Annotated in this window: 10 protein-coding genes; 7 read left to right on the forward strand and 3 right to left on the reverse strand. The window is 71.8% G+C overall.

Going from position 1 to position 11,634, the window contains the following annotated elements:
- The 5 genes from ACWGIG_RS30810 to ACWGIG_RS30830 all read left to right on the forward strand — a co-directional run.
- A partial coding sequence (locus tag ACWGIG_RS30810) for a LytR/AlgR family response regulator transcription factor (RefSeq protein ID WP_453324969.1) occupies positions 1–626 on the forward strand: 626 nt, incomplete at its 5' end.
- A 225-nt stretch (positions 627–851) separates the two neighbouring features.
- Positions 852–1,115: a hypothetical protein gene (locus ACWGIG_RS30815; protein ID WP_453324970.1), complete on the forward strand. Its 264-nt coding sequence runs from the start codon at positions 852–854 to the stop codon at positions 1,113–1,115.
- 81 nt (positions 1,116–1,196) lie between these two features.
- Positions 1,197–1,583: a hypothetical protein gene (locus tag ACWGIG_RS30820; RefSeq protein ID WP_453324971.1), complete on the forward strand. Its 387-nt coding sequence runs from the start codon at positions 1,197–1,199 to the stop codon at positions 1,581–1,583.
- Positions 1,584–1,606: 23 nt separating this feature from the next.
- Entirely contained in the window at positions 1,607–3,340 is a 1,734-nt protein-coding gene (locus tag ACWGIG_RS30825; protein ID WP_453324972.1) for a sodium/solute symporter, read from the forward strand.
- Positions 3,341–3,450: 110 nt separating this feature from the next.
- Complete coding sequence (locus ACWGIG_RS30830) at positions 3,451–4,662, forward strand: sensor histidine kinase (protein WP_453324973.1); 1,212 nt, start codon at positions 3,451–3,453, stop codon at positions 4,660–4,662.
- A gap of 18 nt (positions 4,663–4,680) precedes the next feature.
- Here ACWGIG_RS30830 and ACWGIG_RS30835 read toward each other — a convergent pair whose 3' ends face one another.
- Both ACWGIG_RS30835 and ACWGIG_RS30840 read right to left on the reverse strand, forming a co-directional pair.
- Positions 4,681–5,151, reverse strand: a complete 471-nt coding sequence (locus ACWGIG_RS30835; protein ID WP_453324974.1) for a hypothetical protein — start codon at positions 5,149–5,151, stop codon at positions 4,681–4,683.
- Between the two features lie 298 nt (positions 5,152–5,449).
- Positions 5,450–6,019 carry a sigma-70 family RNA polymerase sigma factor gene (locus tag ACWGIG_RS30840; protein ID WP_453324978.1) on the reverse strand — a complete coding sequence of 190 codons (570 nt, stop codon included), beginning with the start codon at positions 6,017–6,019 and terminating at the stop codon, positions 5,450–5,452.
- Between the two features lie 353 nt (positions 6,020–6,372).
- On the opposite strand from ACWGIG_RS30840, the gene ACWGIG_RS30845 reads away from it, so the two are divergent.
- Positions 6,373–7,623, forward strand: a complete 1,251-nt coding sequence (locus ACWGIG_RS30845; RefSeq protein WP_453324975.1) for a CapA family protein — start codon at positions 6,373–6,375, stop codon at positions 7,621–7,623.
- Positions 7,624–7,667: 44 nt separating this feature from the next.
- On the opposite strand, the gene ACWGIG_RS30850 is transcribed toward ACWGIG_RS30845, so the two are convergent.
- On the reverse strand, positions 7,668–8,138 hold the full coding sequence (locus ACWGIG_RS30850; protein WP_453324976.1) for a universal stress protein: 471 nt from the start codon (positions 8,136–8,138) through the stop codon (positions 7,668–7,670).
- A 131-nt stretch (positions 8,139–8,269) separates the two neighbouring features.
- On the opposite strand from ACWGIG_RS30850, the gene lysX reads away from it, so the two are divergent.
- Positions 8,270–11,569, forward strand: coding sequence for a bifunctional lysylphosphatidylglycerol synthetase/lysine--tRNA ligase LysX (lysX, locus tag ACWGIG_RS30855; RefSeq protein ID WP_453324977.1), 3,300 nt, complete (start codon positions 8,270–8,272; stop codon positions 11,567–11,569).
- Positions 11,570–11,634: the final 65 nt, after the last annotated feature.

Genomic DNA, 11,634 nt, shown 5'->3' on the forward strand with positions numbered 1-11,634 from the left:
ACATCCACATGGCCGGCCTCACCGGCCTGGACCTCGCCCGGCTGCTCGCCGGGTTCGCCCGCCCGCCGCTGATCGTCTTCGTCACCGCCCACGAGGGCTTCGCCGTCCAGGCCTTCGACCTCAAGGCCGTCGACTACGTCCTCAAGCCGGTACGCCGCGAACGCCTCGCCGAAGCGGTGCGCCGCGCCGCCGAGGGCACCGCGGCCACCCGCGACGCCCAGCCGGGGAAGAGCCAGGTCGCCGCCCCCGCTCCCGCCGCCCAGGACCAGATCCCCGTAGAACTCGGCGGCATCACCCGCTTCATCCCCATCGCCGACATCGCCTACGTCGAGGCGCACGGCGACTACGCCCGCCTGCACACCGTCACCCCCACCGGCTCCGGCCCCACCACCGCCGGCACCGGCCACCTGGTCCGCATCCCCCTCTCCGCCCTGGAGGAACGCTGGGCCTCCCGCGGCTTCGTCCGCATACACCGCCGCCATCTCGTCGCCCTCGGCCGGATCGAGGAACTCCGCCTCGACGCGGGAACGACGACCGTACGCGTCGCCGACGCCGAACTCGTCGTGAGCCGCCGCCACGCACGCGAGCTCCGGGACCTCCTGATGCGCCAGGCCGGACGGGGCTGACCGCCGGGCCGTGCGCCGGGCCGGCACCGGGCCGAGCACCAGGTCGGCACCGGGCCGAGCACCAGGCCGGCACCAGGCCGTGCACCCTGCCCACGACCGCCCGGCGCTCCCGCCGCACCGTTCGCCGACGCACGGCAGCCGCAGGGCGACCGGCACCCGGCAGCGCCGCCCGCCACCCCGGATCCGCACCTACCCTGACCCTCAACCACAGGGTGAGGGAGCCGGATGTCCGAAGTAGAAGCGCTGCTCGCCGAACTCCGCGAGCTCCCCGGAATCCACCCCTCCGCGCCGCACGAGCTCGACGTGCTCCTCCGTCGCGTCAAGAGCGCAGCCGGCCGCTGGGCCGATGTCCTCTACGAGGTCCAGGAGTCCGCACAGCTCTTCGCGACGCCCCGCACGGCCGCCGCACTGGAAGTCGCCTTCCGGCGGGCGGAGCAGTCGTACGTGGAACTGGAGATCGCCCTCAACGACGCGGGTCCTCACACGTAGACTCCAGCCTCCTGCACGTACGAGCACGCGTTCGAGGCCGAGAGCGGCACGACGCACCACGAACCCTCCGGAGCCCACCCCATGCCCACAGCCCCGCGCCCCCGTCGCGAGACCGTGACCGGTGTGCCCCGCGGGAATCCCAAGGGCCGCGCACCCGGGTACGCACCCGCCCGGTCGGAGATCAGCGAGCAGACCACCCTCGGTGCCACCTACGTCCGCTCCCTGATGCGCAGTCAGCTGCGCACCGCGCTCCTCGGCCTCGGCATGCTCGCCCTGCTCGTGGGCGCACTGCCGCTGCTCTTCCTGCTGCCGCGCGTGCTGACCGGGGCGCCGCGCACGCCGGGCCCGTACCTCTGGGTGGCGCTCGGCGTCGTCGTCTACCCCCTCATGTGGCTCATCGCCCGCTGGTACGTGCGCCGGGCCGAACGCAACGAGCGCGACTTCCGCGGGCTCGTGGAAGGCCGCTGACGGACCTTGAACGCGGAACAGCCATGAACCACACCTACGCCGTCACGGCCGTCACCCTCGTCGTTCTCGTCACCCTCCTCATAGGCGCCCTCGGCCTGCGCATATCCCGCACCACCTCCGACTTCTACGTCGCCTCACGCACCGTGGGACCCCGGCTCAACGCCGCCGCGATCAGCGGCGAGTACCTCTCCGCCGCCTCCTTCCTCGGCATCGCGGGACTGGTCCTGCTCCAGGGGCCCGAGATGCTCTGGTACCCGGTCGGATACACCGCCGGATACCTCGTCCTGCTGCTGCTCGTCGCCGCCCCGCTGCGCCGGTCCGGGGCGTACACGCTCTCCGACTTCGCCGAGGCCCGGCTTGAATCGTCCCAGGTCAGGCGGCTGGCGAGCCTCTTCGTCGTCGGCATCGGCTGGTTGTACCTGCTGCCCCAGCTGCAGGGCGCCGGGCTGACCCTGGAGATCCTGACGGGGGCGCCCGAGTGGGTCGGCGGGCTGGTCGTCGCGGTCGTGGTGACCGGGGCCGTCGCCGCCGGGGGCATGCGCAGCATCACCTTCGTACAGGCCTTCCAGTACTGGCTGAAGCTGACCGCGCTGCTCGTACCGGCACTGTTCCTGCTCGGCGCCTGGTGCGGGGACGACGCCCCGCGCGCCCGCTTCGACGCACCCGCCACCTTCCGCGAGCACACGTCCGTCCGGTTCCAGGAGACGGTACGGATCGAACTCGACAGGACGCTCACCCTGACCGTGTCGGGGACGGTCGACGACCGGACGTACGACGAGCGGGAACTGCGCCTGGAACCGGGCGCGCACCGCGTCGCGGGCGGCACCACCCTGCGCTTCCCGGCAGGCGCCGAGGTCCCCGAGAATCGCGACGACCGGGCCGCCGGAGCCTCCACCTGGTCCCAGCCGCTCGCGGGCAGCCGCGAGGAACACCCCCTCTACGCCACCTACGGACTGATCCTCGCCACCTTCCTCGGCACCATGGGCCTGCCGCACGTCGCCGTCCGCTTCTACACCAGCCCCAACGGCACCACCGCCCGGCGCACCACCCTCGTCGTCCTCGGACTCATCGGCGCCTTCTACCTGCTGCCACCGGTGTACGGGGTACTGGGCCGCATCTACGCGCCCGAACTCGCGCTCACCGGGGACGCCGACGCCGCGGTACTCGTCCTGCCGGAACGCCTGATCGGCGGGGTCGGCGGAGACCTGCTGGGGGCGCTGCTCGCGGGCGGGGCGTTCGCCGCGTTCCTGTCGACCGCCTCCGGGCTGACGATGTCGGTGGCAGGAGTGCTCACCCAGGACGTGCTGCCTGCGCGCGGCGTACGGCACTTCCGGCTGGCCACCGTCCTGGCGGTGGCCGTGCCGCTGGCGGTCAGCACCGTGACCGCCAACGTGCCGGTCGCGGACGCGGTCGGGCTGGCCTTCGCGGTGTCCGCGTCGTCGTTCTGCCCGCTGCTCGTGCTGGGCATCTGGTGGCGGGGGCTCACTCCGCCGGGAGCCGCCGCGGGGCTGGTCGTCGGGGGCGGGGCGGCGCTCGCGGCGGTGCTGGCGACCCGGGCGGGTTTCCCGTCCTCCGGGTGGGCGCACACGCTGCTCGCCTGGCCCGCCGTCTGGTCCGTACCGCTCGGATTCCTGACGATGGTCCTGGTGTCACTCGCGACCCGGGACCGGATCCCGGCGGGCACGGCCGCGACCCTGGCCCGGCTGCACCTCCCCGAGGAACTGACCGACAAACCGGGCGGAGTCGACGAGCGGTGATCACGAACCGGAGCAGTGCTCTCGGAATTGAGCGGTGGCCACTGTCGAGACCGTTGCTCCTGGAGCTGAGCAATGACCATCATCGAGATCACCGCTCTCGGAGTTGAGCAATGATTCCCATGGAGATCGCCGCTCTCGCCGCCGCCGGAGCACTGCTCCTCGCCGCGGGCACCGCTCTCGGCCGGTTCACCGCCCGCCGCGGCGAGAAGAACCTCGACCTCGGTACGCCCGTGGAGCGCGCCACCTTCCTCACCCTGCATGCCGCCTCCCTCGCCGCGCCCCCGCTGCGGGCCGGCCTCACCGAGGACACCGCCCGCAAGGCCGCCCGCCGCCTGCGCTCGCTCCTCGGCACCGAGACCCTCTGCCTCACCGACCGCAGCACCGTCCTCGCCTGGGACGGACCCGGCGCGGGCCACCACGAGGAGAAGGTGATGCTCAAGGTCGCCGAAATGCTCGACTCGGGCCGCAGCCAGAGCATCCACACCGACTGCGGCGACCCCGAGTGCCCCCTGCGCTGGGCCGTCATCGCCCCCCTCACCGGCGAGGAGGGAGTACTCGGCGCCCTCGTCGCCTACGGTTCCCGCGAGTCCGCCGTCCTGGTGCGTGCCGCCACCGAGGTCGCCCGCTGGGTCTCCGTACAGCTGGAGCTGGCCGAGCTGGACCGGTCCCGCACCAGGATCGTCGAGGCCGAGATCCGCGCCCTGCGCGCCCAGATCTCCCCGCACTTCATCTTCAACTCCCTCGCCGCCATCGCCTCGTTCGTCCGCACCGACCCCGAGCGGGCCCGTGAACTCCTCCTGGAATTCGCCGACTTCACCCGCTACTCGTTCCGCAGGCACGGCGACTTCACGGAGCTCGCCGACGAACTGCGCTGCATCGAACAGTATTTGGCACTCGCCGGAGCCCGCTTCGGCGACCGGCTCAAGGTGACCCTCCGGATCGCCCCCGAGGTGCTGCCCGTCGCACTTCCCTTCCTCTGCCTGCAGCCCCTCGTCGAGAACGCCGTCAAGCACGGGCTCGAAGACTCCCGCGAGGACTGCAGGATCACCCTCGCCGCCCGGGACGCGGGCGCCGAGGCGATCGTCACGATCGAGGACGACGGCGTCGGCATGGACCCCGACCGGCTCCGGCGCATCCTCGCCGGACAGGAACCGACCGCCTCCGGCATCGGGCTCTCCAACGTCGACGAGCGACTGCGCCAGGTGTACGGCGACGACTACGGCCTGGTCATCGAGACCGGGGTCGGCGCAGGCATGAAGATCACCGTACGCATCCCCAAGTACCGTGCGGGCGTGCACAGTTCACCCCGCACCTCCAGGTGACACTCCGTCAGTCCGGGCTCAGAAGAGATGCACCGACAGGTGCCCCAGAGGCAGTCCCAGCTGCCAGGCCGGAAGCCAGACGCGCGTGCTCTCGTCCACCCGGTCCACCGCGTCGGGCCCGAACGCGCCCGACAGGCCCTCGTCGTCCTCCACCCCCGTCCCGGCCAGATCCGTCGCGAGGAGTTCCGTCGACTCCAGCCACCGCCAGGACGCCCTGGCCAGTTCCAGGTCGGGGCCTTCCGCGTCGGCGCGCGCCGCGAACCGCTCGCACACCCACTGCTCCCACGGGTGGCCGTAGGCGGTCAGCGACAGCCATTCGTCGAGCTGGGAGATCACCCCGACCCCGGACAGCTCGTCCGTCGAGTCCGACAGATAGACGGTCAGCGCGAGGGCCTCCCGCCCGGCGCGGAACTCCAGCGTGCCGGGCGGGATCAACTGCCCCGTGCGCAGCAGCTCGTCGGCGATGTACTCGGCGTACAGCCATGCCATGGGTACGGCAAGACTGCTTCCACCGGTGCCATTGGCGCTCTCGGGCAGCACAGCATTCCACCTTCTCCGGTCGTGCTTCCGGTATGCGGGACTCCGGACTTGAGTCCCCGGCGAAGAGCTTTCACGCTGCGGGGGGTTTGGCGGGCCATCTTTACTGAACTTGACGCCGTGCTTTCGAAATCGTCGCGCCGAAACCGTGGCACGGGAGGAGCAGGAGGAAGGGGTGTACCGCCGGTACGCATGTGACTCGGGGCGCGTCCGGCTCACGTGACCGGATCGAGCCGCCGGCGCGTCCGGCTCACGCCGCCGACTCGTATCCCGGGAGCACTCCGCGCAACGCCCGCAGCGCGTAGAACGTACGGGACTTCACCGTCCCCTCCGGAATGCCGAGCTCCGTCGAGGCCTCGGCCACCGAACGCCCCCGGAAGTACACCTGCACCAGCACGTCGCGGTGCTCGGTGCGCAGCGTCTGCACCGCCTGGCGCACATCGAGTTCGGTGACGGAGCGCTCGGCGTGGTCGTCGGGCAGCGCCGAGTGGGCGAGCACCTCCGCGCCGACCTCGCTCGGCCGGGCCCGCCGGGCCCGCCGGGCGTCGATCGCGAGCCTGCGGCCGACCGTGAACAGCCAGGGCCGCATCGAGTCGTGGTCGCTGGACAGGGCCTCCGGGTGCTGCCAGGCCCGTACCAGCGTTTCCTGCACCAGGTCCTCGGCGCGCTGCCGGTCGCCGTAGGTGAGACCGAGCAGGAAGGCGAAGAGCGCGGTGCCGTGCTCGTGCTGGAGCGCGGCCAGGTCGCGTTCGTCGGTGCGGGGGGCGAGGGCGAGGGCGGTGGTCACCGTGGACGCTCCTTCGGGCGGGAGGGCGGACAGCCGGCCCGGCCGGGGTGAGTGACGGTGATCACAGCCGGGCCGAGTTCAGGGGCGAAGATAACTGTCGGTACGCGGATCCGGCGGCAGGCGGTGCGCGGCGTGCGAACAGGCGGCCGGTGCGTGCGACGAACGGTCGAGCCGTGCGACGAGTGGCACGACGAACGGTCGGCGGGCCGGGGCCCGGGCCGGAGCGTGCAGAGCGGGAGCCGCTGCCGGACCCGCGGGGCCGTTCGGGCGGGCTCGTACGGGTATGGCGGTAAAGGTCCTTGACTTCACCGGCCCTCGCGGATGGATTCTTTTTGCGCATATCCGGCGCATGTTCGAGACATTCCACCGTGAGGGAAGCCGGTCCGATGACGAAGCGCACTGTGAGCCCGCAGCGGTACGGACCGGTGGCTGTCGCCGCCCTGCTGATCGGCGCCGCCACCGCCTGCACCACAGGACCGGACGGCCCCGGAACCCCGCCCCGGGAGTCCGGGAGCCGGGCCGTTCAGCAGCCCGGCCCGCAACAGTCCGGCTCCCAGCAGCCCGGCTCCCAGCAGTCCGGCGCTCCCCGGCAGGGCGCGCCCGCCGCCCCGCAGCGCGGATTCACGCTGGTCGCCTCGGGCGACGTGCTCCCGCACGACTCGATCATCCAGCAGGGCCGCACCGACGCGGGAGGCGATGGCTACGACTTCGCGCCGATGCTCGCGGGCGTCAAGTCCGTCGTGTCCAAGGCCGACCTGGCGATCTGCCACATGGAGACCGTGTACGGCGAGGCGGGCGGCCCCTACAGCGGCTACCCGGCGTTCGTCTCCCCGCCGCAGGTCGCCGCCGGGTTGAAGGCCACCGGCTACGACTCCTGCTCCACCGCCTCCAACCACACCCTCGACGCGGGTGCCGCGGGCATCCGCCGCACCCTCGACGCCTTCGACAGGGCGGGCATCGCACACGTGGGCTCGGCCCGCACCGCACGGGAGGCCGCCCGCCCCGCCCTGCTCAGGGCGGGCACCGCCAAGGTCGCCCAGCTCGCCTACACGTACGGCACGAACGACTACCCGCTCCCCGAGGGGCAGCCCTGGGCGGTCAACCTCATCGACCGCGGCAAGATCGTCGCCGACGCCCGCGCGGCCCGGAAGGCGGGCGCGGACGTGGTCGTCGTCTCCCTGCACTGGGGTACGGAGTGGCAGGACGAGCCCGACGAGAAGCAGCTCTCCCTCGGCCGCGCCCTCACCGCGTCGGCCACCGCGGGGCGCCCGGACATCGACCTGATCCTGGGCACGCACGCGCACGTCCCGCAGGCGTACGAGAAGGTCAACGGGACGTACATCGTCTACGGCATGGGCGACCAGATCGCGGGCACCATGTTCAACCACTCAGGCGCTCAGGACGACCGCGGCAACATGAGCAGCATCGGCCGCTTCACCTTCGCCCCGCCCGTCGCCCACGGCAAGCGGTGGGAGGTCGACAAGGCGGAATTCGTCCCGCAGTTCTTCGACCTCGGATCGAACCGGGTGCTCAACCTCGGCGCCGGGGGCAGTGGTCACGGCGGGACGCGCGAGCACATCCGCAAGGTCGTCCTCAGCCGGGGCGCGGCCAAGTCAGGTCTCACCATGGGGCGTTGAGCCGCGACGGCTGACCCGTTCGGGTGATGCGGCGCTCCGGCCGGTTACGGCACGACTGTGACCGGCCACCGTCCCGCCTTCACCAGCCGTACCGCCACCGAACCCACGAACCGGTGTCCCGCCGACTCCGACGCACCCACCACGACCGCGTCCGCCCGCAGCTCGTCGGCCGCCGTCACCAGGCCGTTGTAGGGGTCGCCCCGGAAGGTGTGGAACTCCCACCGGACCTCGAAGATCCCCTTCACCCGCTCCGCGGTCTGCCGGATCTCCGCGATCAGTTCCTCGGCGATCTCCTCGGTGGTCCCGGCGACCGGGGCGCCGAGCGCCGCGCCGGTAGGCATCAGCGGCTGTACGTAGACGAGAGCGAGCAGCGCGTTCTGCCGCCTGGCCAGCCCTCCCGCGTACGCCGCCGCGCGCAGGGAGGACGCGGATCCGTCCAGTCCGGCGACGATCACCTTGGGGCCGTCGGTACCGCGTTCGAAGGCGTGGCGCTGCTGTTCGGGCTGTTCGGTCACAGCTCGGAGGTTATCCCGCCGGCCCGCGTGCGCCGAAACGCGTCTCGTACGGACCGAAAAGACCGCCTTGCGCAGGTGGAAGCACCTACCCCGGGAGGCGTCCGGCTCCGTCGCTCCCTAGAGTGCCAACCATGAGTGTCAGCGTGGAGGAGACTCCCACCAGCCGCAACCGCTTCCTCAGCAGGGTGCCCGACGGATTCGCGGCCTTCTTCGGCCTGCTCGGTCTGTACTGTGCCCTGCTCGCGATCAGTCAGCCCCTGCGCAGACTGGTCCGGCCGATCACCGGGCTGCTGGAGTTCCTCACCGTCCCGGTGAGTGCGAACCTGGCGTACGCCGTGTTCTTCTTCCTGCTCGCCGCGGCCGTCGGCGCGCGCAAGAAGGTCGCCTGGTGGCTGGTCGTCGGTTATCTGGTCCTGCTGCTGGTCGGCGACGTCCTCTACATCGTCCTGGAGGACTGGGAGGCGCTGGCCTCCACGGTGGTGGCCGTCGCCGCGCTGGTGGTGCTGGTGCTGGCCCGCAAGGAGTTCTACGCGTCCTCCCGGCACGGCGCGGTGCGCCGGGCGCTGGGTGTGCTGGTGGCGGGACTCGCCGCCGCCGTACTCGTCGGCTGGGGGCTGATCTCGCTGTTCCCGGGGACCCTCGTTCGCGAGGACCGGTTGCCGTGGGTGATCGTCCGCGTCTTCGGCGGTGTGCTGTACGGCGAGTTCGACGGGTACGGCCCGCGCTTCCTCTACTTCCTCTTCGGCCTGTTCGGCGCGCTCGCCCTGCTGGCCGCCGCCGCCACCCTGTTCCGCTCGCAGCGCATGGAGTCCTCGCTGCACGGCGACGAGGAGCCCCGCATCCGCGCCCTCCTGCGTGCCTACGGTGCGCAGGACTCGCTCGGCTACTTCGCCACCCGCCGCGACAAGGCCGTCGTCTTCGCGCCCAACGGCCGGGCCGCCGTCACCTACCGCGTCGAGGCCGGCGTCTCCCTCGCGTCGGGCGACCCGGTCGGCGACCGGGAGGCCTGGCAGCAGGCCATCGAGGCCTGGCTGGCGATGGCCAAGCGGTACGCGTGGGCGCCCGCCGTCATGGGTGCGTCCGAAGAGGGCGCCACCGCGTTCGCCCGCGCGGGCCTCAGCGCCATGCAGCTCGGTGACGAGGCCATCCTCGACGTGGCCTCCTTCGACCTCGACGGCCGCGACATGCGCGTCACCCGCCAGGCCGTCAACCGGGTCCGCCGCACCGGTGCCACGACCCGCATCCGCCGCCACTCCGCGCTCTCCGACGCCGAGATGGAGCAGATCATCGACCGCGCGGACGCCTGGCGCGGCACCGAGACCGAACGCGGCTTCTCGATGGCGCTCGACCGGCTCGGCGACCCCGAGGACGGCGACTGCCTCCTCGTCGAGGCCTTCGACGCCGACGGCAAACTGATCGCCCTGCTGTCCTTCGTCCCCTGGGGCAAGGACGGCATCTCCCTCGACCTGATGCGCCGCGACCGCCAGGCACCCAACGGCGTCATGGAGTTCATGGTCGCCGAGATCTGCGCGCAGGTCCCCAAGCTGGGCATCCGCCGCATCTCCCTGAACTTCGCGGTGTTCCGCTCCGCCTTCGAGGAGGGTGCCCGCATCGGCGCGGGCCCGGTGCTGCGGCTGTGGCGCAGGCTGCTGCTCTTCTTCTCCAAGTGGTGGCAGCTCGAAGCCCTCTACCGCTCCAACGTCAAGTACCAGCCCGCCTGGTACCCCCGCTTCCTCTGCTACGGCGACGCCGGTTCCCTCGCCCGCGTCTCCCTCGCCTCCGGCATCGCCGAGGGCTTCGTCGCCGTGCCGAGCCTGCGCAAGATGTGGGGCCGCGGACACTCCCCGCGCCGTACGTTCACCAATCCGGCCAGCACCGCGGGACTGCCCTCCATCGAGGCCCTCGGCCTGGCGGGCCCCGCCGCCGACGTGAACGCCGACCCGACCGCGCGCCTGCCCGAGCAGATCCGCGTCCGGCACCGCAAGCTGGAGCGGCTGCGCGCCGAGGGCACCGACCCGTACCCCGTGGGCGTCCCCGCCGCCACGCACACCCTCGCCGCGATCCGCACCGCGCACCCGACGGCCGAGCCCGGGACCCGTACCGGTGAGAAGGCGACCGTCTCGGGTCGCGTGATGGTCGTGCGCGACTTCGGCGGCGTCGTCTTCGCCGACCTGCGCGACTGGTCGGGAGACCTCCAGATCGCCTTCACCCGCGACGGCTCGGGCTCCCCGATCCTCGACCGGTTCACCGCCGACGTCGACTTCGGCGACCTGGTGTCCGTCACCGGTGAGATCGGCAGCACGGACCTCGGCGAGCTGACCCTCTTCGTCACCGACTGGCAGCTCACCGGCAAGTGCCTGCGCCCGCTGCCCGACAAGCGGCTCGGCCTCACCGACCCCGAGGCCAAGGTGCGCCGCCGGTACGTCGACCTGGTGGCCAGCCCCGACGCCCGCGAGGTCGTCCGCTCCCGCTCCGCCGTCGTCCAGGGACTGCGCCAGGGCCTCCTGGAACGCGGCTACCTGGAGGTCGAGACGCCGATGCTCCAGCAGATCCACGGCGGCGCCAACGCCCGCCCCTTCACCACCCACATCAACGCCTACGATCTCGACCTGTACCTGCGCATCGCCCCCGAGCTGTACCTCAAGAGGCTCTGCGTCGGTGGCATGGAGAAGGTCTTCGAGATGGGCCGCACCTTCCGCAACGAGGGCGTCTCGTACAAGCACAACCCCGAGTTCACGATGCTGGAGGCCTACCAGGCGTACGCCGACTACGACGTCATGCTCGACCTCACCCGCGAGCTCATCCAGGGCGCCGCCACCGCCGCCTTCGGCTCGCCGATCGCCCGCAAGACCGATGCCGACGGCAAGATCGTCGAGCACGACATCTCCGGGCCCTGGCCGGTCAAGACGCTGTACGGGGCCGTGTCCGAAGCCCTCGGTGAAGAGGTCGACGCGGACACCGAGGAACCGGTGCTGCGCAGGCTCTGCGACCGCTCGGGCGTCCCGCACACCCCGGAGAAGACCCGCGGCGACCTCGTCCTGGAGATGTACGAGCGCCTCGTCGAGGAACGCACCGTCCTGCCCACCTTCTACAAGGACTTCCCCACCGACGTCTCCCCGCTGACCCGCCAGCACCGCAAGGACCCGCGCCTCGCGGAACGCTGGGACCTGGTCGCCTTCGGCACCGAACTGGGCACCGCCTACTCGGAGTTGACCGACCCCGTCGAGCAGCGCCGCCGCCTCATGGCGCAGTCGCTGCTCGCCGCGGGAGGCGACCCGGAGGCCATGGAGGTCGACGAGGACTTCCTCGACGCACTGGAGTACGCGATGCCGCCCACCGGCGGTCTCGGCATCGGCGTGGACCGCCTGGTCATGTTCCTCACGGGGCGCACGATCCGCGAGACGCTGCCGTTCCCGCTGGTGCGCCGCTGACGGACGAGCCGTCACCGACGGCTGTTTCGCCGTACGGCCCGTAGTTCCATCGGGTGCAATAGCGG

It is taken from the genome of Streptomyces sp. NPDC054863 (assembly GCF_053610825.1).

What these genes read in the sequence shown, in the direction of transcription:
- ACWGIG_RS30815 (WP_453324970.1), top strand. Translation starts at nt 852, where the DNA reads ATGTCCGAAGTAGAAGCGCTGCTCGCCGAACTCCGCGAGCTCCCCGGA.
- ACWGIG_RS30845 (WP_453324975.1), top strand. Translation starts at nt 6,373, where the DNA reads ATGACGAAGCGCACTGTGAGCCCGCAGCGGTACGGACCGGTGGCTGTC.
- ACWGIG_RS30830 (WP_453324973.1), top strand. Translation starts at nt 3,451, where the DNA reads ATGATTCCCATGGAGATCGCCGCTCTCGCCGCCGCCGGAGCACTGCTC.
- ACWGIG_RS30825 (WP_453324972.1), top strand. Translation starts at nt 1,607, where the DNA reads ATGAACCACACCTACGCCGTCACGGCCGTCACCCTCGTCGTTCTCGTC.
- ACWGIG_RS30820 (WP_453324971.1), top strand. Translation starts at nt 1,197, where the DNA reads ATGCCCACAGCCCCGCGCCCCCGTCGCGAGACCGTGACCGGTGTGCCC.
- ACWGIG_RS30835 (WP_453324974.1), bottom strand. Translation starts at nt 5,151, where the DNA reads ATGGCATGGCTGTACGCCGAGTACATCGCCGACGAGCTGCTGCGCACG.
- lysX (WP_453324977.1), top strand. Translation starts at nt 8,270, where the DNA reads ATGAGTGTCAGCGTGGAGGAGACTCCCACCAGCCGCAACCGCTTCCTC.